At 41.5% G+C, this 21075-nt stretch carries 28 protein-coding genes and 1 pseudogene; 4 read left to right on the forward strand and 25 right to left on the reverse strand.

Translation table 11 applies throughout. The features are described from left to right. Positions 1–10: 10 nt before the first annotated feature. The 25 genes and pseudogenes from D8793_RS12120 to D8793_RS03850 all read right to left on the reverse strand — a co-directional run bounded on the left by D8793_RS12120 (position 11) and on the right by D8793_RS03850 (position 18555). Positions 11–133, reverse strand: a complete 123-nt coding sequence (locus D8793_RS12120; protein WP_032462748.1) for a hypothetical protein — start codon at positions 131–133, stop codon at positions 11–13. 38 nt (positions 134–171) lie between these two features. Continuing rightward, a complete protein-coding gene (locus D8793_RS03735) occupies positions 172–591 on the reverse strand; it encodes a hypothetical protein (protein ID WP_011184680.1) in 420 nt (139 codons plus the stop codon). After that, the gene (locus D8793_RS03740) at positions 588–1178 is read right to left on the reverse strand and encodes a major tail protein (protein ID WP_011184681.1); all 591 of its coding nucleotides are present in this window, start codon (positions 1176–1178) and stop codon (positions 588–590) included. The genes D8793_RS03735 and D8793_RS03740 overlap by 4 nt, the downstream gene beginning before the upstream one ends. 12 nt (positions 1179–1190) lie before the next feature. Beyond that, positions 1191–1508 carry a hypothetical protein gene (locus tag D8793_RS03745; RefSeq protein ID WP_011184682.1) on the reverse strand — a complete coding sequence of 106 codons (318 nt, stop codon included), beginning with the start codon at positions 1506–1508 and terminating at the stop codon, positions 1191–1193. After that, on the reverse strand, positions 1505–1864 hold the full coding sequence (locus D8793_RS03750; RefSeq protein ID WP_032462749.1) for an HK97 gp10 family phage protein: 360 nt from the start codon (positions 1862–1864) through the stop codon (positions 1505–1507). The genes D8793_RS03745 and D8793_RS03750 overlap by 4 nt, the downstream gene beginning before the upstream one ends. Continuing rightward, positions 1861–2190: a phage head closure protein gene (locus tag D8793_RS03755; RefSeq protein ID WP_011184684.1), complete on the reverse strand. Its 330-nt coding sequence runs from the start codon at positions 2188–2190 to the stop codon at positions 1861–1863. Before D8793_RS03755 ends, D8793_RS03750 begins: the two co-directional genes overlap by 4 nt. Further along, positions 2191–2454, reverse strand: a complete 264-nt coding sequence (locus D8793_RS03760) for a head-tail connector protein (RefSeq protein ID WP_125370624.1) — start codon at positions 2452–2454, stop codon at positions 2191–2193. Between the two features lie 3 nt (positions 2455–2457). After that, positions 2458–3645: a phage major capsid protein gene (locus D8793_RS03765; RefSeq protein ID WP_011184686.1), complete on the reverse strand. Its 1188-nt coding sequence runs from the start codon at positions 3643–3645 to the stop codon at positions 2458–2460. Positions 3646–3660: 15 nt separating this feature from the next. Beyond that, positions 3661–4347 carry a head maturation protease, ClpP-related gene (locus D8793_RS03770; RefSeq protein WP_011184687.1) on the reverse strand — a complete coding sequence of 229 codons (687 nt, stop codon included), beginning with the start codon at positions 4345–4347 and terminating at the stop codon, positions 3661–3663. Then, positions 4340–5581: a phage portal protein gene (locus tag D8793_RS03775; protein WP_011184688.1), complete on the reverse strand. Its 1242-nt coding sequence runs from the start codon at positions 5579–5581 to the stop codon at positions 4340–4342. The genes D8793_RS03770 and D8793_RS03775 overlap by 8 nt, the downstream gene beginning before the upstream one ends. 11 nt (positions 5582–5592) lie before the next feature. Beyond that, entirely contained in the window at positions 5593–7185 is a 1593-nt protein-coding gene (locus D8793_RS03780) for a terminase large subunit (RefSeq protein WP_032462751.1), read from the reverse strand. 1 nt (position 7186) lies between these two features. Further along, complete coding sequence (locus tag D8793_RS03785; RefSeq protein WP_032462765.1) at positions 7187–7654, reverse strand: phage terminase small subunit P27 family; 468 nt, start codon at positions 7652–7654, stop codon at positions 7187–7189. Positions 7655–7719: 65 nt separating this feature from the next. Then, a pseudogene (locus tag D8793_RS03790) lies at positions 7720–7969 on the reverse strand (Nmad4 family putative nucleotide modification protein). A gap of 306 nt (positions 7970–8275) precedes the next feature. Further along, positions 8276–8488, reverse strand: coding sequence for a DUF4314 domain-containing protein (locus tag D8793_RS03795; protein WP_032462752.1), 213 nt, complete (start codon positions 8486–8488; stop codon positions 8276–8278). Between the two features lie 62 nt (positions 8489–8550). Continuing rightward, complete coding sequence (locus D8793_RS03800; RefSeq protein ID WP_011184691.1) at positions 8551–9819, reverse strand: DNA cytosine methyltransferase; 1269 nt, start codon at positions 9817–9819, stop codon at positions 8551–8553. Continuing rightward, positions 9816–11048 (reverse strand): site-specific DNA-methyltransferase, encoded by a 1233-nt coding sequence (locus D8793_RS03805; protein WP_011184692.1) that lies wholly within the window; start codon positions 11046–11048, stop codon positions 9816–9818. Before D8793_RS03805 ends, D8793_RS03800 begins: the two co-directional genes overlap by 4 nt. 14 nt (positions 11049–11062) lie before the next feature. Further along, on the reverse strand, positions 11063–11467 hold the full coding sequence (locus D8793_RS03810) for a Zinc-finger protein (RefSeq protein ID WP_011184693.1): 405 nt from the start codon (positions 11465–11467) through the stop codon (positions 11063–11065). A 247-nt stretch (positions 11468–11714) separates the two neighbouring features. Then, on the reverse strand, positions 11715–12080 hold the full coding sequence (locus tag D8793_RS03815) for an HNH endonuclease (protein WP_125370625.1): 366 nt from the start codon (positions 12078–12080) through the stop codon (positions 11715–11717). A 1-nt stretch (position 12081) separates the two neighbouring features. After that, a complete protein-coding gene (gene metK, locus D8793_RS03820) occupies positions 12082–13119 on the reverse strand; it encodes a methionine adenosyltransferase (protein WP_032462755.1) in 1038 nt (345 codons plus the stop codon). A gap of 47 nt (positions 13120–13166) precedes the next feature. Continuing rightward, complete coding sequence (locus tag D8793_RS03825) at positions 13167–13349, reverse strand: DUF6900 domain-containing protein (RefSeq protein WP_024388637.1); 183 nt, start codon at positions 13347–13349, stop codon at positions 13167–13169. A gap of 88 nt (positions 13350–13437) precedes the next feature. Beyond that, a complete protein-coding gene (locus tag D8793_RS03830) occupies positions 13438–13665 on the reverse strand; it encodes a DUF7678 domain-containing protein (protein WP_032462756.1) in 228 nt (75 codons plus the stop codon). A 185-nt stretch (positions 13666–13850) separates the two neighbouring features. Beyond that, entirely contained in the window at positions 13851–14354 is a 504-nt protein-coding gene (locus tag D8793_RS03835) for a hypothetical protein (protein ID WP_011184696.1), read from the reverse strand. Continuing rightward, entirely contained in the window at positions 14347–15723 is a 1377-nt protein-coding gene (locus tag D8793_RS03840; protein ID WP_011184697.1) for an SNF2-related protein, read from the reverse strand. Before D8793_RS03840 ends, D8793_RS03835 begins: the two co-directional genes overlap by 8 nt. Beyond that, on the reverse strand, positions 15704–15985 hold the full coding sequence (locus D8793_RS03845) for a VRR-NUC domain-containing protein (protein ID WP_003084768.1): 282 nt from the start codon (positions 15983–15985) through the stop codon (positions 15704–15706). The genes D8793_RS03840 and D8793_RS03845 overlap by 20 nt, the downstream gene beginning before the upstream one ends. 284 nt (positions 15986–16269) lie before the next feature. Further along, positions 16270–18555, reverse strand: a complete 2286-nt coding sequence (locus D8793_RS03850) for a phage/plasmid primase, P4 family (protein WP_011184699.1) — start codon at positions 18553–18555, stop codon at positions 16270–16272. Positions 18556–18831: 276 nt separating this feature from the next. Here D8793_RS03850 and D8793_RS12125 point away from each other — a divergent pair, with 276 nt between their 5' ends. The 4 genes from D8793_RS12125 to D8793_RS03865 are packed head-to-tail and all read left to right on the forward strand — an operon-like array spanning position 18832 to position 20931. After that, entirely contained in the window at positions 18832–18966 is a 135-nt protein-coding gene (locus D8793_RS12125) for a hypothetical protein (protein ID WP_003053585.1), read from the forward strand. Continuing rightward, on the forward strand, positions 18941–19264 hold the full coding sequence (locus D8793_RS03855) for a hypothetical protein (RefSeq protein ID WP_011184700.1): 324 nt from the start codon (positions 18941–18943) through the stop codon (positions 19262–19264). Before D8793_RS12125 ends, D8793_RS03855 begins: the two co-directional genes overlap by 26 nt. Continuing rightward, positions 19257–20378, forward strand: coding sequence for a DUF2800 domain-containing protein (locus tag D8793_RS03860; RefSeq protein WP_032462757.1), 1122 nt, complete (start codon positions 19257–19259; stop codon positions 20376–20378). The genes D8793_RS03855 and D8793_RS03860 overlap by 8 nt, the downstream gene beginning before the upstream one ends. Before the next feature lie 4 nt (positions 20379–20382). After that, the gene (locus D8793_RS03865; RefSeq protein WP_032462758.1) at positions 20383–20931 is read left to right on the forward strand and encodes a DUF2815 family protein; all 549 of its coding nucleotides are present in this window, start codon (positions 20383–20385) and stop codon (positions 20929–20931) included. Positions 20932–21075 lie beyond the last annotated feature (144 nt).

Here is a 21075-nt window from a genome sequence, read left to right on the forward strand (position 1 = left end):
CCTCCTTTCTCTAAAAGTTATCAAAATCAGCTTGGGTTGCTCGTCTAGTTTGTGGTTTGTCAGAACGCAAGGCGACATAATCCGTCTGATAATCCAGTGCCATCCCAATAGAGATGTGTTTTAAATCATCCATAGATAGTCCAGTTTCCTTGCAACAGGACAAGTAGCTTTCTACCGTGAAGATTTCTTCACTCGCTTCATCGGTTTCATCGACTTTTTTCGAGTCGACATTCCTTGATTTAACATCTCCATCAAGACTGGACCAATCTCCTGAATCGGTAACTCCTCCATCTCCATAAAGAAAACATCAAATGCTTTCACCCGTGGATTGGCTGATTTGGCAAATACCCAAAATAGTCGATGAAAGAAGGTCATATCGAAATCAGAAAGAATGGAGACATCCATATTTTGTGCGGTTAGCTCCTCTCCTTCTTCTAACTGATTAAGTTGGTCTAAAATAGACTTGGCATTAATCATTTGAAAGAGGTCTTGAAAGTAATCTTTACCGAATTGTTCTTTATAGGCAATCGGCGTGTAAGCATTACTTGCTAGTGGGTAAACTTTCCCACAAATCGTCACCTGTTTTCTCATGTACGACTACCTCCACTTGCGACAGTTGGCTCATATACAGACTTAAACCAATTTTTCTTCACTGTTTCGGGGGTCTCTTCTGTTGTCCGACGACGAACCACCTGATCAAGTGGACGTGGACTGGCTGTGAATTTCAATTCCACTTCATTGATATCACTACCATTCTTGGTTTTTGAGCCTACTGTTGGTCGAGAGGCATAACAGTAATAGAGGACATGAAGTGTCTCCTTCTTATCCCCTTCAAAACGGAACATTAATGCGAAGTTTTTCCGAGTTGCATTGGATGATTCCGTAATCACCTTATTGGTATCATCTAGTGTTTCTCCTAACACTCGAGTTAAGAACTCTTGTGTTAAAAGGGCAACCTTCAAAGTTCCACTATAACCATCATTAGACTCAGTCGTATAAAAGTTGATATTATCCGCTTTGTAGGAACCTGAATCTCCTGTTGCTTCAAGGGTCAACTCTGCAGCACCTCTTAATCGTTCAACATTCCCATAGGTTAAGGCTCCGTCACTCCCTTCCGTTGTGACTTCTGCCCAGTGGACATCTTGTAGACCAAACGTGACTTTATTTTTTTCAGCCATATGTTCTCCTTCTTAAAATGCAAAATGAAAAGCAACCTGATAAAGTTGCTCGGTATCAATATAAGTTTCAACCTTGTCAAAAAACAAATGTTGTTCCGTCAGAAAAGTTTCAATCTTCCCTTCAACGTCGAGGTCTTTCTTCCTTGTGTAAAGTTCAAGAATGAATTGCGCGCCCTTATGGTAAACCTGATTGTCTGCCCCAAAGTTTTCTGATTGCGGACTATAATAAACCATAAAAGGCGGACTTGGACTGTGACCTTCTTCGAAGTGATGATAAGCAATCGGAAGATGTAAGGCTTTTAGCTGTTTAAAAAACTCCTTTTCACTCATAAGTTACCTCGAATCTTCTTCTCCAAAGCTTGAACTGCTTTTTGTTCAACGGGGCCAATATGAGGACGCCCGGAAACTCGACCACCATTTTGTTTGGCATAGCCATTCTCAAGTAGATGAGTTAGGCCTGGTGTCCGATTATGAATCGTTTTCGTTTTACCAGTGGACGTGCTACTCGTTTCCTTTGAAGTCCACCCTCTCACATAGCGACCACTCCGCTTGGGCGATGTAGATTTTAGAGTCGCAATCGCCTCGTCCGTTACATCATCGACTGCTTCAACTACCGTCTCTGTTGTTTGATGCAAGTATTCCTCTAGCTCCTTTTCAATAGCCCTACTCAGTTCATCAGCTCTCATGGCTCTTCCTCCACTCGACATTTGACCATTTTCTTTTCAAAAAAGACATGGTCAATTGAAAGAATATTAAACGATTTCCCTTGAAAGATGAGTTGTGTATTGGTGGTATCAAGTGAGGCGACTTCTGAATCATATCTAAGAGTGACTATCAGCTGAAGTTTTCGTTTCGTTTGACCCACTTCAAATATCTCATCACTATTTGCTTGATTCACACTAGCCCATCGTGAAAATAAATTAGTAAACTGACTTGTTTCGTTACCAATATCATCTTGAGTAATCACACGTTTCTTGAAAAGAACTCGCTGGTTTAAAGGTGCAATTTTCATTTAAAACACCTCTTTTCGCAAACCACCTAACAGATGATAGAGCGTCTCTTTCAAATCATGATGGTTAGCCTCTTCTCGATGCTCGAAAAGATAAGCTACCGCATAGAGCATTGCGGAGCGAATAAGCGGTGTATCCACCAACTCATCCACTCGCAATACGTCTTTGCAGAGTTCTTCACTAGTTGCAATCAAGACTTTTATCAAATTATCTTCCCCAGAAGTATCAACTCGTAGATAGATTTTAGCTTCTAAAAGCGTAAGCATATCTTACCCTTTCATGGTGAGCACTTTGACAGCTTCAGGAAGAACCAATTTCCCATCCACACGTTGGCTACCCAAGAATCCAACTTGACCACTAGTCGCATACAACTCGTTCAGACGTTTGAAGGAACGCCCTTGACGGTCACTAATCCAATAGTGGGAGAAATCCCCAAAAGCAAGAACTTTTTGCCCAGAAGCAATTTCTGGGGCATAGCTTGACGTATAGTATGGTCGATTCAAAATCATATCTGGTACTCCTGCTTGAACAGATGGTTGCCAGATGTAATTTCCGTTGTTGTCCTTCAACTTACGCAGAGCCTTGATAGTAGAATCATTGAGAATCCAAACGGAATTCTTACGGTAAGGTGACTTGAGAGAATGATAAAGGTCCATCACATCATCAAAGGTGATGTTGGCACCTGTTGAAGTAACCCCTTCAGTAACTGTGGTAAAGACACCAGTTGGTTTACCAGAACCATCACCAATCAAGAAGGCTTCTTCTTCCTTAGACCCAATGCGTCGAGCAAACTCTTCTGCCATATAGGATTCAAGGTCAAAGACAGAGTCATGAATCAACTCCTCTGAAATCTTGATAGCTGTCCCAACCTTGTAAGCACCAAGAGTCACTTGGCCAAAGGTTTCTTCACTCTCTGGGTAAGTACCATTTTCATCCATCCACGCAGCCGTACCATGACCTGTCACCACTGGAATCTTGCGCTCACCATTTGAGGTCTTGATAATGGTTGCCAAACGACGGAAGAAGTTCTCCTCTTCAAGAGCCTTAATCAAGCGGTTCTCGTATTCATCAGGTACCAAGTAACCACCTTGACCATCATTCCCAATGTTCAAGGTATTATTAACGTCAAAGAAATTCTTTTGACGCACATTTTTCCAGAATGATTGGTTGTAAACAGTTGAAGCCGTACCTGTCTTCTCATCACCACCAGCATCAGTTCGTGGTTGAGAGACAATAGCCGCGCTAGTTGCTTGTGACAGTTCACGCTCAATACGTTCTTGGCGTTCCAAACGGTCAATCTCTTTTCCAAGGTCAACCACTTCTTGTTCCAACTTATCGTAGTGTTCACTATCTTCCTGTGAAATCATGCCCTTTTCATCACGACATGAATCTAAGAAGTTCTTGGCTTTATCCCAAACCTTGGCACGTTTTTCTCGTAGTTCTAAAATTTTGTCCATAGTATAAATGTCCTCCTAGGGTTTTAATAACTGTAGTCGTTTTTCCAAGGTGCTTACTGCAACCTTGGGTTTATCTATCAACTGTTCACACTTGGCGACCACTTGATTGGTTACTGTCTGCATTGAAAATGCATAGGCATCTTGTGACTCATCATTGTCATGAGTGCCATCGAAGATAATCTGATCCGCAAAACCTAACTCAACTGCTTTCTTTGCATTGAGCCAAGTCTCTCCATCCATGAGGTTTGAGAGTTTCTGACGACTTAGAGATGTCTTAATCTCATAAGCGTTGATAATCGACTCCTTCACTTCATTTAGAAGCTGAATAGCTTTTTCCATCTCACGTTTGTCACCACTCGCAAAAGTGGCCGGATTATGAATCATCATCATAGAGACTGGACTCATGTTTACAATTGTTCCAGCCATGGCAATGACAGATGCTGCACTAGCCGCAATGCCATCAATGTTTACGGTGACTGCTCCTTTATAATCCATTAACATGTTATAAATCTGAGCCGCCGCAAAGACATCTCCACCCGGGCTATTAATCCAAAGTGTGATATCTCCTTGTTCTGAAAGCAGTTCATCTTTAAAGAGTTGAGGAGTTACCTCATCCCCAAACCAAGATTCACTGGCAATCACACCATTTAAAAAGAGGGTTCGTTCCCCCTCATTTTTGGCCCAATTCCAAAATTTATGCATCTTTGATAAAACCTCCTGCGTCTTCTAACTTGGTCATGTTGCCATTGACCAAGTAAAGGTCACCACCTTCTTCTTTTGAAAGTGGGTTCATGTCCTCTAAGCGTCTAATATCATTTGTTGACAACCAACCATTTTGACGGCCTATGGCATAGCCATTCATCCGACTCTGGTAGTCCCCTCTTAACAAACCGTCCACATTGAACTTGATAAAGTAGGTCTTCTTCTCATCAGGTAAAAGCAGAGCTTTTTGAAAGGCTTGTTCAAATCGAACTACCCAAGGATCTAGCGTGTACTTCACAAACTCCAAGGACTGTTGTTCTATATTTGAAAAGGAAGATTTCTCCAAGTCACCGACCATATGAGGTGGTATCCGATAGAGTCTTGCAATTTCATTGATTTGAAACTTACGTGTCTCTAAGAACTGGGCTTCATTGGGTGGAATCCCAATAGTCTTATAGATCATGCCTTCTTCAAGGACAGCAACCTTATGGCTATTGTTTGTGCCTTGATAGACTTGATTCCACGACTCTCTAACCTTACTGGGGTCTTTGAGAATACCGGGATGTTCCAAAACACCTCCGGGATTCGCACCGTTCGCAAAGAATGATGCACCATACTCTTCAGTCGCCAAGGTCATACCAACGGCATTTTTTGCCATAGCAATCGGTGAGTAGCCAATTAAACCATCAAAGCCAAGGCCAGGAACATGTAAAACCTCACTTTTTTTGAGAATGATATTTCCTTTATCTTTGAAGTTCGGGTTGTCCTCTTCACTACGTTGATAAACATAGTAGAGTTCACCCTTATCATCACGCTTGACGGTCATCCTATCTGGCAACAAGGGATACAAGGCTAAGACCTGCCCTCTTCCATCACGAATAATCTGGGCATAAGCATTGCCCCAAATCAATAGATGACTCATGAGTGTCTCACGAAAGACAAAGGATGTCATGTCTGGATTTGGTTCATCATGAAGTAGGTAATAGAGCTGATGATTAACATCTTGTTCCTTGCCTTCATCCGTATGCTTGTAAACATGAATGGGGAGACTGGCAATCGCCTCAGCTAAAATTCGCACACAGGCATAGACTGCAGTGGTTTGAAGAGCTGTCATTTCATTGACATTCTTCCCTGATGTGGTTCGTCCAAAGAGGTACGAAAAATCCGACCCCTCATACGAGTTGGTCGGTTTGTCTCTTGCCCTCTTTAAGCCTATCAATTCTAAGATTCCCATAGAGCCTCCTTCTAAAAACTCAAAATTCCTCGCTGGTCGTAAATACTACCATCATCACCTTTATGACGGATACAACGGTCTAGTCCCATAATGAGAGCTACAATCCCATCAATCTTATCGACTGACTTCTCTTTGTCTGGCTTGATGTTACCAGCTGGATCTTGCCTCATGACCACATTTTGAGCCATCCATTTCAAAACTGGATGACCAGCGTGTGTGACCCTGCCCTCCATCATGAGTTTGTATAATTCCTTAGATGGTGGTGACATATCTTTATATCCCTGACCAAATGGCACTACAGTTAAGCCCATATCCTCCAAGTTTTGAACCATCTGTGTCGCATTCCAACGGTCGTAAGCAATTTCTTTGATGTTAAACTTAGTAGATAAGTCTTCGATAAAACGCTCAATAAAGCCATAATGTACCACATTCCCTTCGGTTGTTTTGAGATAGCCTTGACGTTCCCAAACATCATAAAGAACATGGTCACGTCGACATCTCAAAGGTAGCGTGTCTTCTGGCAACCAAAAGTAGGGCAACACAATGTAAGATTCATCCTCAGTCCGTGGTGGAAACACTAAAACAAAGGCAGTAATGTCAGACGTACTTGATAAGTCAAGCCCTGCATAACACTCTCGACCAAGCAGACTACTTTCAACTATCGGTCTATTTCCTTTGTCATAGACATGTTCCGCAATCCACGTCACCGTGGAACTTGTCCACATATTCAAACGGAGTTGCTTAAAAACATTTTCTTCAGCTGGATTGTCGATGGCATTTCGATAGGCTTCACGCACACGGTCAATCTGAATGGTGTGACCCAATGATGGATTTGCCTTATACCAATTTTCTTCATCCTGCCAATCCTCATCATTAGCTAGGCCATAAACAACTGGGTAGAACGTTTCATCTTTCTTTCGTCCAGACAAGATATCTAGTGCCTTCGTATGAAGTTCATAACAGATAGAGTTCTTATCTGTACCTGCGGTAGTGATGATAAAAAATAGTGGTTGTTCACGCGCATCACCAGAACCTTTGGTAAGAACATCATAGAGATGGCGGTTGGGTTGAGCATGGATTTCATCAAAGACAAGACCTGACACATTAAGTCCGTGCTTTGTCCCAGTCTCCGCAGATAGCACTTGATAAAAACCTGCATTATTGTAATTAACAATGCGTTTGGTTGCTCCCATGATTTTGGATCGCTTGTTTAATGGGTTTGACATCCCTACCATTTGCTTGGCCACATCAAATACAATGGAGGCTTGGTTTCTATCACAAGCAGCACCGTAAACTTCAGCACTTGCTTCACCATCCGCATATAACAGATAGAGGGCAATGGCAGCCGCAAGCTCACTCTTACCATTTTTCTTTGGAATCTCTACATAAGCGGAGAGAAACTGTCTGTTTCCATCCTCTTTCACAATTCCAAATAAGTCACGAATAATCTGTTCCTGCCATGGTAAAAGTAAAAAGTGCTTACCTGCCCACTTCCCTTTGGTGTGTTTAAGATTTTGGATAAAGGCTACCGCCCTATCCGCTTTCTTCTCATCGTAGTGTGAGGTAGGCAACATAAAAGGACTTGGTTTATAGTGATAAGTCATCCTATACCTCCCTCAATAGACTTTCCATTTCATCTTGTTCTCCATCACTACTATCAGCCTGTATTCGACTTCTTGCAGAAGGGGTTAGACCAAACTGCTCGGAGAACTTGAGCATGATTTTCATGTTGGTTTGAGCAATGGAAACTTGTGGAACCTGCTGGAGGTAGCCGTTCGGTGTTTTGATAATAGAGCCATGTTTCGTTAGGAACTCTTCTGCCTCTTTCCATCTAGCGTACGCTTGACAGTATCCTGCAAAAGCCGTCATATCCATATCTGTCAAAAGACCCATGGACTCGAGCACCTTGCTCATGCGTTTCCATTCTTTCTTGGCATCCTCTTCTAACCACGATGGGCATCGAGGAGCTTTCTTAGTTGGTTTAGGTTCTTTATGGTTGAGAGGACGCTTACCTAAGTTACCTTCAAGAACTTTTAAACCAGTTGGTTTTGGTTTACGTCCACGCTGTGCCAGGTCGCTCACCTCCTATCTTCCATTTTTCTGACACGCAAAAAGGCCTCTTGCGAGACCCTTTCGGTTTATTGTAATTGTTCAAAAGCCCATTTTACTGCATGCCCAAATCTTGAAATGTTTCTTCAGCTTCAATGATTCTGTCAAACTTTCTTTCAAAGTTATCAAAGTCTTCTAGGCTATCTATGGTTTCATAGATATGAAGTCCAACCCCTTTGTATCCATTGAAAGCTACAATCACCCAATCTATGTAAGGGATGATACTTGAGGTTGTTCCATAGTTTGAAACATTTTTTCAAGTGTTGTGGATGTTGACATTTTTTGTTCTCCTCTTCTTTTGTTGTGAACATATTACCTCTAAAGGAGTTTAATAGCCAGTTATAAGCTCACTATTATCAATTATAATCTGCTATTATTTCTTTAAAAACTTCCCTATCCAAAGCATTCATTGCATCTAATGAGACCCCACGATGGTAAGCATACACAAGATGACCGTCACGTTTCAAGGTCAAATGAGCAATCTATTCACCATTGATATAACTTGGGTCAGTTGAAGATTCTCTGAGCAAATCGCAGACATAATGTCTCTCACCTCTATCAATGACTACCAACTCCCACATAGCCTTATTCCACCTTTACTATCCTATCAACTCCATAGACGACACTCAGCCCACTACCATTATCCCAATGAACTAAAACTGAAGCTAAGTCGTCATGTCCATAGACAGTACCTAGCGTTCCAATAGGTGGTGGAAATGGATCATCCATTTCAAGTAGTTTAACTCGACAGCCTACAGGGTATAAACATTCAACTCTTTCTTTTGCACCGTTATTCATTGTGAAGCCTCCTTCTTTTTGGTAGCTGTATATTACCATTAGTACCAAACACTATCCAGTAATCATCTAAGATTTAAGCAAGAAAGAATAGCCTTTCCAATCGCATAAACAACGGTAACTGTTACACCATTACCTGCTTGTTTGTAGAGTTGGGCATCAGAGTTTACGGCTTGAGCTTTCTCAAAGAGGTCATCCGTGAAACCTTGAAGTCTAAAACACTCACGAGGTGTTAATCGTCTGATTTTAACCATTCGACCATTCCAGACCACCACACCCATTTGACCACTGCAAGAGAGGTTATGAGCAATGCCCTTACCTACTCTTGCTCGTTTCGTTGGAGATGCTGGATAAGATAAATCAACAGAGTCACCAAGTTCTGCCACTTGATACCCTTGCTTTGTACCGTTCCTTACTTTAATTCCTTCTACAACTCCGTGTCTGTCTTGAGAAGTTAAGGTAAACATAGGCTCACCTTTCTCTTTTAATCGACGACCATTTTGACGTTTGTTCACTCGGTCTGGAGTTAGAATAGGTTGTACTTCCATCACACCAGAGTTCATGGCTGTCCTCTTGGTAGAACCTGCTGTGTAACGAGCAGTGATGCACCGTGCTTGGTCTGTTACCTTTGGTTTGGTTGTAGATTGGTCAATCAAGTAAAGCCCTGTCTTTGCCCCAACACCGCCACCAGTGCCAACTAAAGTTGTAGAAATACCGTCCGTATCATAGACACGATAGGACTGCATACCTCCTACAAGTTGCTTAAGATTGCCACTGCTTTCTGGCTGGAGAGGTAATACTTGTCGTCTACCTCTGCTTCTAAGATGTCCGATAGTGTAGACACGTTCTCGGTTTTGGGGAACTCCGTAATCTTTGGAATTGAACACTTGCCATTCAAGGTCGTACCCTGCTTCGTCCAGTTCAAGGAGATAGTCGAGGAAATCGACTCCTCTGCGACTTGATAAAAGTCCCTTAACATTCTCAAGGATGAGCCACTCGGGCTTATCTTCTTCACTTTGGCTCTTGAGGAGGTCAACGAGTGTAAAAAAGAGTCCACTTCTTTCAGCTCGTAGTCCAGCTCGCTTTCCTGCGATAGACACATTTTGGCAAGGACTTCCCGCAGTCCATATATCTGCTTTTGGAATGTCATTTGGCTTAAGTTTTGTAATATCATCTGAATACCATTCTCCTTCCGTATCATACATGGCTTGGTAACTTCTAACCGCAAATTTATCCTTTTCACAATAACCAATGCAGGTCATCCCAGCCAGCTCAAGTCCACGTCTAAAACCACCAATACCTGCGAAGAAATCAATGAAGGTTAACTGATTCATACTGACACCTCAACTAAATCCGCATACTTGATTTCTTTCCCATCTCGCATAACCTTGATTGATTGGTCACCAGTCGCTTCAAAGTAACGTTTCACAATCACGTCCACAAACTTCTCATCCAATTCAATACCATAACAAATCCGACCTGTTTCTTCACAAGCGATCAAGGTTGACCCACTTCCAAGGAATGGATCAAGGACGACTGTTCCACGCATGGATGAGTTTTGAATGGGATAGGCCATCAATTGAATTGGTTTCATGGTTGGGTGCTCTTTGCTTAACTTAGGACGGTCGTATTCCCAAATGGTAGTTTGTTTGCGGTCAGAAAACCATTGGTGTTTCCCTTTGTTCTTCCAACCAAAGAGACAAGGCTCATGTTGCCACTGATAAGGGCTGCGACCAAGAACAAGTGAGTTCTTTTTCCAGATGCAGCATCCACTCAAGTAAAAGCCTGCATCTTTGAACGCTTTACGGAAGTTATACCCTTCCGTATCAGCATGAAAAACATAGATAGAGGCATCGGACTCCATGTTCTGTTCAACATTAACGAACATAGCAAATAAGAACTTATAGAAGTCAGAGTCACTCATATTGTCGTTCTTAATTTTACCTGCTGTCTCTTCCACATTGACGTTATAAGGTGGGTCTGTCAAAACTAAGTTAGCTTTCTTATCCCCCATCAATGTGATGTAAGTTTCTGGCAAGGTAGAGTCGCCACAAATGACTTGATGTTTTCCTAAGTACCAAATGTCACCTTGTTTAGCAACAGTTGGTTTCTTGAGTTCTTCATCCACATCAAAGTCATCCTCATTGACTTCCTTGTTATGGACCTTAGAAAAAAGCTGGTCAATTTCTGGGAATTCAAAACCAGTTAGGTCTGTATCAAAGTCAGCTTCTTGTAAGTCCAACATCAAATCCGCAAGCAACTCTTCATTCCAGCTACCAGTGATTTTATTTAGGGCAACGTTCAGTGCCTTAACCTTATTCTCATCTTCAATATGGACTTGAACGCACTGTACTTCTTTAAAGCCCAAGTCCTTCAAGACCGTCAGTCGTTGATGACCACCAATGATAGTCATATCATAGTTGACAATAATAGGTTCGACATAACCAAACTCTTGAATCGACCGTTTGATTTTTTCGTATTCCTTGTCGCCCTTTTTGAGAGCCTTCCTTGGGTTATAACTAGCTGAATTAAGTTGGTCAACTGTTAATGTTAACCATGTCATACTTTCTTTCGTCATCATGTCCTCCGTGGTGTTCTTGCGCAGGTTCTGCTACAAAATTTTCTTCTAGGGCTACCATAAGCTGTGAAGGTCTTACCGCACAGTTCACAAACATGGCTATCCGCTTTTTCAGGATGTTGCGTCACCCAATTCTTACGACGGCAACTGTCTGAGCAGAATTGTTTCGTTCTCCCTTTACGAGGTTGCTCAATGGGTTTCAAACATTCTTTGCACAATTGTCCATTTCTTTGTCCGTCAGAAATCATAGCCACTACTGCCTGACCATAACCCTTTAGATGAGGGTTAGTACTGCAGTAGCGTTTGACTGCCGTCAGACTGAGGTCAAGCAAGTTTGCGATTTTGCGATAGCCCAGACCCTCGTTTCTCATTTTCCACACTTGTTTTGCTTTAAAATCGTTCATTTTAACCTCTTTTAGTTAGCTTTTATCCCAGTTTTTGGGTAAAAATAAACGACAAGATTTAATGAAAAACCTTGTCGTAGATAATGTTTGGGGTCAGTAAAAATCTATTTTTGTGTACCCCCTTTTGAATTTTGCGATTTTTCACGTTTGAGGGGGCGTCGGTCTTAGTCTCCCAAGGGTTTAGAGATTTCATCCCCCCTCCCCCAAAGGGTTAAAAATTAGATACTTTTGTAACGAAACTCCAAGACTAAAATCGATACGTATACTCCACATATCGGTCAGTCGTCTTGGTCTTCCTATCATGACAAGACTTACAAAGTGCTTGCCAGTTGGTTTGATTCCAAAAGAGGTCTTGGTCACCTCGGTGGGGTGTGATATGGTCAACCACTGTTGCCTTGGTCAATCGACCTTTGACTTTGCATTGAACACAAAGTGGTTGAACTTTTAAGTAACGAAGTCGTGCTTTATTCCATTGGGCATTGTATCCTTTGGCTTTGGTTGACTTGGTATCCAGTTGGTAGTTTGCTTTATAGTTGTCACAATACTTGTGACCATAAGGTACTAGGTTAGGACAACCATTTTGTTTACAAGGTGTGCTTGGTCTTCTTGGCATCTTACTTCTCCCAAGGAAGATAGGCTTTTGTGAAATGCCCAAAGCAAGATGTTTTGGTGTAGTCTACATTCAAGAGATGAAGTTCCTTAATGATACCTTGTGGGGTCAAGTCGTAGCGTTCACGAATCATTCCTTCCAGTTGTGTTGAGGTGTAGCGACTGGTTCCAAAGGTTTCTACATATACCGACACAGGTTCTGCAACTCCAATGGCATAGGCTAATTGTACTTCACATCGTTTCGCATACCCTTCTCGAACAATATCCTTAGCAATCTTTCGTGCCATGTATGCTGCTGAGCGGTCAACCTTGCTTGGGTCTTTTCCAGAGAAAGCACCGCCACCATGATGTGCAAAACCACCATAGGTATCGGCCACAATTTTTCGACCAGTAACTCCTGCATCCGCAAACGAACCACCAAGAACAAAACGTCCGGTCGGATTGACTAGAACTTTGAAATCTAGATTCTGACGGTAACGAAGTGCTACTGACATCATAGCTTCAGTCACAATTCGTTTCACTTTGGCAAGGTTGGCTATTTCAGTATGTTGGATGGAAACTAAAAAGGTATCAATCCGTTTCTTCTCATAGTCGTAGGATACCTGTGCTTTCGCATCCTTTCCAAGTAAGGGGTGACCAAGCGACATCAGTTTCTCAAGGACTCGGGTTGCTAGAACATAAGGAAGTGGCAGGTACTCAGGTGTTTCGTCTGTCGCATAACCAAACATCATTCCTTGATCACCAGCACCTCCATTATCTACTCCTTGTGCAATATCTGAGCTTTGGAGTCCAAGTAGGTTAGTTACCCGAACATTTTTCATACCAAGTGGCTCGACAACCTGACGAACAATGTTCTCGAGATTAAAGTAATGTCTAGTTGAAATTTCACCAGCTACCACAACTTGGTTATCCTTGATTAAAGTCTCAACTGCCACTCGACTTGATTTGTCATACTTTAGACACTCCGTCAAAATGGCATCTGAAATCTGATCACAGATTTTATCTGGGTGTCCAACTGAAACTTGTTCACTAGAAATAATCATAATTCCTCCACGCAAAAAGCCCAACCTTTATGAGGCTAGGCTTTACTTTATTTTACTGATTTTTGGCCTGCTTCGTAGGCTCTCTCCAATGCTCTTTTGATACCCCATACCGAAACATCGTAGAAGTCAAGATTGTCGCTCCAACGTTTTTCCAAGGTTTCTACAAAAAGTTCTTCTTTTGCAATTTCTGTTAAAAGGGCATTGAGTTTTTCTTGTTGACGCTTTGTCATGGTATTGTTCTCCTCTTCTTTTGTTGTGTACATATTAACTCTAAAAAGGAGATATATCCAGTCATTTCTGCATAAATTTAAAGATATTTTAAACAGTTAAAACCATCAAAACCGCCTCAAGAATGGCTTCACGTTCTTCTGTTTCAGGATAGAGTTCCCATCCTCTGTCGTAAGAAACGATTGTTTCTTCAGCTACTTCAATATCTAATTTGAAAATACATCCAAGGTCAATTCCAACTTCTGAAGGTTGGGGACTAACCTTGGCAATGTAATCCACTTTTTGTCCCTGATAATCAATCCGTCCGTCAGTCCACATGGTTATTCTCCTTTGGTTTTTCTAGGTTTATATTACCCTATCAGCCAAAGAATATCCAGTCATTTGAGGGAGATTTTTATCTTTTTTGACATCTTAAGTATATCACATGTCTAGGTTGAAAATCAGTACTAAACCAGTACAAATTTAGTGCTAATTTAGTACCAATTTAGTGCACTCAACCATCACTAGATAGGGATGTGATAATCTTCCACCTTAAGTTCAAGACTTTTTGAAGTCCAACGATAACACTTGCGTAATTGTTTTAGAATCTTACGCCTACGATAAGCAAGTGTTGAATGACTGATTTCATAAATCTCTTCTAGTTCAGTCCAACTCTTGCCTAAGTAAATTAAATCCTTGGATAATGGCTTCAAATCCTCAGGTATTAGCTCCATAACGAACTCAAAGTAGTAAAGATCCATTTTTAAGCAGTAGTAGGTATTAAGCAAACTACTGAGGTACTCTTGATTTTCTTGTTCTTGTTTTTCTCTAAAACTAAGAGAAATCAGCTCACTACGACCATGGTTTTTACTTTTCTTGACCTTTTCATGCTCTGACTTCTCAAATACCAGTGACTGAATCACACTATTCTCTGAGATAGGTCGATAGTTGAGCAATTTCTCCTGAACTAAATGTAACTTCATTTTCATGTCACGATAGTTTTTAGCTATATATTCCACCTTATCCATCTGTTCCTCCTACTTGTGCTTTAACAGCTTCAATCAGCCGTTCTTGTTGTGCATCTTTGTTTCCTAGTGCCTTGAGGATTTCCTCATCAATCGTTCCTTCAGTCACAATGTGTTGAATAACAACTGTCTCAGCCTCCTGGCCTTGACGCCAAAGTCGTGCATTGGTTTGTTGGTATAATTCCAAAGACCACGTTAATCCAAACCAGACCAAGTGGTGACCACCTTTTTGGAGGTTCAACCCATGACCTGCTCCAGCTGGATGAATTAAGCCAACTGGTACATTGCCCTTATTCCATTCACGAATATCTTCTTCTGTTTTCAACACCCGACTCGTTACCTTGAGTTTTTCTAAACGACCCGTAATCCGAGCCAAGTCATGTTTGAACCAATAGGCAACTAAGACAGGTTCTCCATTTGCGGATTCGAGGATATCTTCAAGGGCATCTAGTTTTTGTTCATGAAGTGGCACAACCGTATGATCATCAGAATATACAGCTCCATTGGATAACTGAACTAACTTGTTCATTAGGCTTGCAGCATTTGCGGCAGTTACTTCTAATCCGTCTAACTCTGACAAGACATACTCTTTCTTAAACTGAATGTATTTTTCTTTTTCCTTTTCTGACATACGCACCAGTTTCTTAGTTGAAATTAATTCGGGCATATCCAGATAATCTAGGGCTTTCATAGAAATGGTAATATCACTAATCTTGTCTTGAATTTGACACTCCGCATAATCCATGGGGATGTATTCATAGACAATGTTTCCATTGCGACGACCTTCTTCAAAGTAGCGACTACGAAACTCACCGATGAAGCGACCAAGACGTTCTCCTCCGTCAATGACTTTAAACTCTGCGAACAAGTCCATCAGTCCATTCGAGCTTGGTGTTCCTGTTAGTCCAACCACTCGCTTCATGTAAGGTCGCATAGTCATGAAGGCTTTGAAACGCTTGGACTGCCATGACTTGAAAGAACTCAATTCATCAATTACAACCATGTCCCACTTGAAATACGGACTGCATTGTTCCACCAGCCAAGGTAGGTTTTCACGATTTACGATATAGATATCCGCATCTTTCTGAAGGGCTACTTTTCGTTGCTTGGGAGTACCAACTATTTTCGAATACCGTAAGTTACGCAACTCAGACCATTGCTCAATCTCGTCACTCCAGACAGTATTTGCGACTCGCAGTGGGGCAATAACCAAAACCTTAGTAACCTCAAATCGGTCAAACATCAGCTCATTTACTGCAGACAAGGTTGTAGCCGTCTTCCCCATCCCCATGTCTAGGATGACTGCTGCATAAGGGTGACCTATGATGAAGTCCTTAGCGACTACCTGATAGTTATGTAATGTCAATTTCATCTAACACTTCTCCAATCATCTCAATGCGGTCAATGACATAAACCTTAAAGCCTAACCGCTCGAACAGTTTATGTCTTGACACTTGTAACTTCCTTGGCTTCTGGTCGGGAGCCTTTACTTCCACCAAGCCAAACTTGCCCTTGGGTAAAAACACCAAACGATCTGGAACACCAGAAAAAGAGGGCGATACCCATTTAGGACAAATACCTCCTCGAGCTTTCACAGACTTCACCAAAGCTTGCTCAACGTACTTTTCTCTCATCGTTCTAAATCCTTTCGTCAAATTGAAGTGTGTAGGTCTAGTGCAGTCATTTCCAAAACTCCTCTTATAGGCTTTTTTTATAGTAATTTTTGCTTATAGGATAGTTTTAGAAAAGACCATAATAGACCTACACAAAATCAAAAAATGTCACTCATGCTGGTCGTTTTAATCATCTATCTGAAACCTCATTCAAAATAAGTTCCAACCTTTCAGTCAACGACTTACACACCTAAAATAATCAAATACCTCTATTGTGGAGATCTGTTGACTAAAAATGCTGGTCATTAATCTAAGAAATCATAACCATCCTCTACCAATTTCAAACCAAGAATGTGGTTCCCTTTACTTGTCCGTTTTCGTTTAAACCCTGCCTGCTCAAGTGCAGAATAAAAATCGGTTGTACTGCGTGTATACTCCATGTTTTTGGCGCAATAGGCACGATACTGACTGTATAGTTCTCCTGATTTTTCTGACAACTGGTCGCCAACTTGACAACAGTCACCAAGGAAGTGTCCTAACCAATCATTTGCTTCACGATAGGCTTTGACGGAAGATGAAACGGCAGTTGGTACATTTGTTTTGAAGTTCGCTTTGATGGCTTTTTCTGCACCTTCGATAATCCAAGACATGATGGCTGGTGCTGCATTGTCATACAAATGGTCCGCAAAGTTTTTGATGTCAGAGCGACCAGTTATTTTGGCATTAAAGGGAATAACAACCAAACGTCGCCAAGTTCCATCATCGTTCGCCCCTACTTTAGGCAGATGGTTGGTGTAAAGAACTAGCGTGTGTGAGGGCACGAAGTGGAATGGATCCTTGTACTTCTTCTCTGCTTGAATCTCATCAGTTGAAGTAATCTGCTTCACAACGGCTGTATTGAGTCGCATACCCTCAGCCATCTCAGAAGCAATGACCAGTCGTTTCCCTTTAAGCTCAGCAAGCTCAGGACTGACATTTCGCTTGTTTGACATAGTTAAGGCATCCGCAGATAATTTACCTGAATAGCTACCTAGCACACGAGCAATGGTATTCCAAAAAGTAGACTTGCCGTTCGCTCCGCCTCCGTAGGCAATAATCATGTGTTCCTGATAGACCTTACCGATAGCTGCCATACCAATAATTTCTTGAACATAATCAATTAATTCTTGGTCATTACAGAAAAAGGTAGCTAAAGTTTCCTGCCATAATCCCATTCCCTGATCACTAGGGGAGACTGCGGTAATTTTTGTTATGTAATCTTCAGGATTGTGTTCTTGTTGCCCATTTATTCCCTTTCGTAAATCATAGGTAGCCTCTGGGGTATTGAGTAATAAGTCATCACTATCTAATTCTGACAATTCTACTGAAAGAATTGGTTTAGCTGTATTATAGACAGCCATCAAATTCTTATAGTCACGATGTTTCATAACAAATTTATGAAACTCTTTAGCTGCAAGATAAGCTTTTAAATATTTCAATTGAAGTGGAGTTTCGACTGCATTTTCTAGACGCTTTCCTCCAGCCTTTATGGTTAATTCATCAATACCTGAAGACTGAAGTTGCTTATCCGCAGATTCCAAGAGTGCAATCGCTTCAGCAAGTTGCTCATCAGTAAAGTGTACAACTGCACCTAGTGCCAACTGCTTATTCTCACGCCAGTGAGTTCCGTCATAGTAAAGATAGTCAGTTGCGTTGGTGTAGGCCAGCTTATTAGCATATTCTCTAGCAAGCACACCAGCCTCGCCTACATCTGAGTAATCATCTGGTTTTAAAGTTTCTCGATTGAAAGCATCGGGAGCCACATAACTTTTTGATGTTTTTATAGTTCTGTTGTAGAATCGGACCGCGCTCCCCCAAATGGTATCTAACTCAGCTTTGTCAAGTGGCGGTACACATTTCTGTGCCTGCTCATCAAAACCATCCCTAGCTTCTTGGGTCACGCCTAACCGTTTGAGAATTTTCGCAGCAAAAACTGACATCGTTGAATTACGACTCCCTTGCTGGATTGGTCCACTTGGAGGAGTATAGAAGTCTGCATCGAAATCTTCCTCATCTTCAATAGAAACAACTTGAAACAAATCTTCATCAATAGTTAGCCATGAATCATGCCATATAACCTGTGCATTTGGATTTCCAAAGAAGAATCGTGCCGCATCCTTGGCATGATCATCAAAAAACTTGTATTGATTACAGAGTTCTTCCTTCATTGCTACATAGATGTCTTTATCTGTTACCTCATTAATTTGGAAGTAGATATGAAACTTGGGTCTAGGTGCTTTTCCTGCCTTAGTCTGCATGTGACTACGGCTCGTCACCAAAGCGAAGTTATAATCCGCAAAGACGTCTTTAAGGAATTCTTCGGTAAGCCATTCATCAGGATTTTCTGTGTGATCATTATCAATATCCATGACTAACACATCTGACTTGATAAAGTTGGCATTGGAGCGAGTATTTTGGACAAAAAGACCTGCCACATGGTCGAATTGAGCTACGTTTTGTAAGATAGCTTTATCAGTGATAGTTACCATATTTGGATAGACCGTAGTTGTTTGTATTCCTGTCTGTCCAGAATGAGATAGGGTAAATTTCATTTGATATGCCTCCGTCTTTAGTTTTTAAATTAGGAAACTTGCTTCCTACCTTACTAAGTAAGAAACAGAGATGATTTTCCGCACTTCCGAAATTTTTTTAGAAAAGTAAAAGTTTCCTATTAAATGCACAGGAAACTTTTTTATGTTCAAAAAATTATAGTGAGAAGCGGAAAAACACCTCTTAGATCTACTTAGTAAGATGTAAGGGATAAAAATATTCCTTACAAAACGGAAAAATCATTCGAAACCTTACTTAGTAAGATAGGAGGACCAAATATGGTAAACGAACCATACATCGAACCTGATGATGATGTAGCAGATACTCTCATCGCCATCAGCGTCATCTCAAAACTACTCGCTAGAAAAATTATGGAGGAAGAAAACAATGAGCAAAATGAAAGAACTGAATAGACTGATTCATGATATGGAAGAAACCGCAAAGTACTACCTTCGCTTGGTGGATGAGTTCAAGAAACTCCTCACTACTGAGGATGAAACAGCACCTAAATCAAATCCACCAAAAAATGAACCACAAAAGGAAATTCAATTGGAGGATGTCCGTGCTGTACTTGCCACGAAAGCAAAAGATGGCTATAAGGAAGACGTCCGTGCTCTTCTAAATGCTTACGGTGCTTCTTCACTCTCAGTACTTGACCCAAAACACTTTGCGGCAGTACTTGAAGAAGCTGGAGGAATTGGTAATGACTAACCACGCCATTCTATCCGCATCTGCATCACATCGTTGGTTGAATTGCCCACCGTCTGCTCGTCTCACCGAAGATCTGCCAGACACAACATCTGATTTTGCTATCGAAGGTTCGGATGCTCACGAGTTGTGTGCTTATCTAGTCGAGAAAGCCTTGGGTAGGAATGCGCGTGATCCAACTGAAGATTTAACATTCTACAACGATGAGATGCAGGAATGTGCAGAAGAATATCGCAACTATGTCATGGAACAAGTCGAGAAAGCTAGAGGTTACTCTCGTGACCCTACAGTTCTTATAGAACAACGACTGGATTTTTCTAAGTGGGTACCTGAAGGCTTTGGAACTGGAGATTGCATCATCGTGGCAGACGGACGTCTTCAGGTTATTGATTATAAACATGGACTTGGTGTTCAGGTTGATGCAGACCACAACCCTCAAATGATGTGTTATGCACTTGGAGCACTTGAGATGTTTGATGGACTTTATAATTTCGATAACGTTACCATGACAATCTTTCAACCACGAAAACATAACATTTCTACCTTTAAGATAGAAAAGACTGAGCTGCTTGAATGGGCTGAAAATGTACTCACTCCAAAAGCTGAACTTGCATTCAAGGGTGAGGGGGAGATGCAATCTGGTAAACACTGCCAATTCTGTAAACTCAAGAATGTCTGTCGCAAACGTGCTGAGGATAATTTGGCACTAGCCAAGATGGAGTTTGCGGATCCAGCTTCCCTTGACAACGAGGACATTGCAGAGATTTTGCCTAAACTAGACCTGTTGATTTCATGGGCAAACGACATCAAAGCTTATGCTTTAAATCAAGCAACAGATGGACATCCTATCCCAGGATACAAACTGGTTGAAGGTCGCTCTGTTCGTAAATTCTCAGATGAGTCAGCCGTTAGCCAAGCAGTGATTGAAGCAGGCTATGACCCTTATGAGAAGAAACTGCTCACTATCACTGCCATGACTAAGTTACTTGGCAAGAAAACTTTTAATGACCTGCTTGGTGGTCTTATCATAAAACCAAGTGGAAAACCGACACTCGTTCCTATTGACGATAGCCGTCAAGAGATGAACCTAGCAAAAAATGAATTTAAAGAGGAATAACTATATGACAACCAAAGTAATAACAGGACCAAACACTCGCTTCAGCTACTTAAATGCCAACGAGCCAAAATCTATAAATGGTAGCACTCCCAAGTACAGTGCCTCACTCATCATCCCAAAAGAGGATACTGCCACCATTAACAAAATCAAGGCTGCTATTGAGCAAGCATATAAAGAAGGTGAGTCAAAGCTCAAAGGCAATGGCAAATCAGTACCTGCATTATCTACTCTGAAAACTCCCCTACGAGATGGTGACCTTGAACGCCCTGATGATGAAGCATACAAAAATGCCTACTTCGTAAATGCCAACTCGCCACACAAACCTGGTGTGGTTGATGGCAACCGCCAAGAAATTATCGATACGTCTGAGCTATACTCAGGTATCTATGGTCGTGCTTCTATCACCTTCTACGCATTTAATTCCAATGGCAATAAAGGGATTGCTTGCGGTTTGAATAACTTGCAAAAATTGCGTGATGGTGAACCCCTCGGAGGACGCACTCGTGCCGAAGATGATTTTGCGACAGAAGACGATGATGACTTTTTGAACTAGAAATGGAGAATTTGGTAGATGATGTATACGATTTTAACTTGTACAATTATGGGTCTCTGGGTGCTTATCGGTCTATACTTCGGGTATATGACCATTAGAGATGACATTCGAAATGAAGTGGAACGAAAGGCAAAGCAAAACAAA

The sequence above is a fragment of the Streptococcus cristatus genome (assembly GCF_003943465.1).
Lineage (GTDB): Bacteria > Bacillota > Bacilli > Lactobacillales > Streptococcaceae > Streptococcus > Streptococcus cristatus_C.

Excerpts from the sequence above, each read along its gene's own strand:
- D8793_RS12120 (WP_032462748.1), bottom strand. The coding sequence starts at position 133 with ATGGATGATTTAAAACACATCTCTATTGGGATGGCACTGGATTATCAG.
- D8793_RS03735 (WP_011184680.1), bottom strand. The coding sequence starts at position 591 with ATGAGAAAACAGGTGACGATTTGTGGGAAAGTTTACCCACTAGCAAGT.
- D8793_RS03740 (WP_011184681.1), bottom strand. The coding sequence starts at position 1,178 with ATGGCTGAAAAAAATAAAGTCACGTTTGGTCTACAAGATGTCCACTGG.
- D8793_RS03745 (WP_011184682.1), bottom strand. The coding sequence starts at position 1,508 with ATGAGTGAAAAGGAGTTTTTTAAACAGCTAAAAGCCTTACATCTTCCG.
- D8793_RS03750 (WP_032462749.1), bottom strand. The coding sequence starts at position 1,864 with ATGAGAGCTGATGAACTGAGTAGGGCTATTGAAAAGGAGCTAGAGGAA.
- D8793_RS03755 (WP_011184684.1), bottom strand. The coding sequence starts at position 2,190 with ATGAAAATTGCACCTTTAAACCAGCGAGTTCTTTTCAAGAAACGTGTG.
- D8793_RS03760 (WP_125370624.1), bottom strand. The coding sequence starts at position 2,454 with ATGCTTACGCTTTTAGAAGCTAAAATCTATCTACGAGTTGATACTTCT.
- D8793_RS03765 (WP_011184686.1), bottom strand. The coding sequence starts at position 3,645 with ATGGACAAAATTTTAGAACTACGAGAAAAACGTGCCAAGGTTTGGGAT.
- D8793_RS03770 (WP_011184687.1), bottom strand. The coding sequence starts at position 4,347 with ATGCATAAATTTTGGAATTGGGCCAAAAATGAGGGGGAACGAACCCTC.
- D8793_RS03775 (WP_011184688.1), bottom strand. The coding sequence starts at position 5,581 with ATGGGAATCTTAGAATTGATAGGCTTAAAGAGGGCAAGAGACAAACCG.
- D8793_RS03780 (WP_032462751.1), bottom strand. The coding sequence starts at position 7,185 with ATGACTTATCACTATAAACCAAGTCCTTTTATGTTGCCTACCTCACAC.
- D8793_RS03795 (WP_032462752.1), bottom strand. The coding sequence starts at position 8,488 with ATGAATAACGGTGCAAAAGAAAGAGTTGAATGTTTATACCCTGTAGGC.
- D8793_RS03800 (WP_011184691.1), bottom strand. The coding sequence starts at position 9,819 with ATGAATCAGTTAACCTTCATTGATTTCTTCGCAGGTATTGGTGGTTTT.
- D8793_RS03805 (WP_011184692.1), bottom strand. The coding sequence starts at position 11,048 with ATGACATGGTTAACATTAACAGTTGACCAACTTAATTCAGCTAGTTAT.
- D8793_RS03810 (WP_011184693.1), bottom strand. The coding sequence starts at position 11,467 with ATGAACGATTTTAAAGCAAAACAAGTGTGGAAAATGAGAAACGAGGGT.
- D8793_RS03815 (WP_125370625.1), bottom strand. The coding sequence starts at position 12,080 with ATGCCAAGAAGACCAAGCACACCTTGTAAACAAAATGGTTGTCCTAAC.
- metK (WP_032462755.1), bottom strand. The coding sequence starts at position 13,119 with ATGATTATTTCTAGTGAACAAGTTTCAGTTGGACACCCAGATAAAATC.
- D8793_RS03825 (WP_024388637.1), bottom strand. The coding sequence starts at position 13,349 with ATGACAAAGCGTCAACAAGAAAAACTCAATGCCCTTTTAACAGAAATT.
- D8793_RS03830 (WP_032462756.1), bottom strand. The coding sequence starts at position 13,665 with ATGTGGACTGACGGACGGATTGATTATCAGGGACAAAAAGTGGATTAC.
- D8793_RS03835 (WP_011184696.1), bottom strand. The coding sequence starts at position 14,354 with ATGGATAAGGTGGAATATATAGCTAAAAACTATCGTGACATGAAAATG.
- D8793_RS03840 (WP_011184697.1), bottom strand. The coding sequence starts at position 15,723 with ATGAAATTGACATTACATAACTATCAGGTAGTCGCTAAGGACTTCATC.
- D8793_RS03845 (WP_003084768.1), bottom strand. The coding sequence starts at position 15,985 with ATGAGAGAAAAGTACGTTGAGCAAGCTTTGGTGAAGTCTGTGAAAGCT.
- D8793_RS03850 (WP_011184699.1), bottom strand. The coding sequence starts at position 18,555 with ATGAAATTTACCCTATCTCATTCTGGACAGACAGGAATACAAACAACT.
- D8793_RS12125 (WP_003053585.1), top strand. The coding sequence starts at position 18,832 with ATGGTAAACGAACCATACATCGAACCTGATGATGATGTAGCAGATACT.
- D8793_RS03855 (WP_011184700.1), top strand. The coding sequence starts at position 18,941 with ATGAGCAAAATGAAAGAACTGAATAGACTGATTCATGATATGGAAGAA.
- D8793_RS03860 (WP_032462757.1), top strand. The coding sequence starts at position 19,257 with ATGACTAACCACGCCATTCTATCCGCATCTGCATCACATCGTTGGTTG.
- D8793_RS03865 (WP_032462758.1), top strand. The coding sequence starts at position 20,383 with ATGACAACCAAAGTAATAACAGGACCAAACACTCGCTTCAGCTACTTA.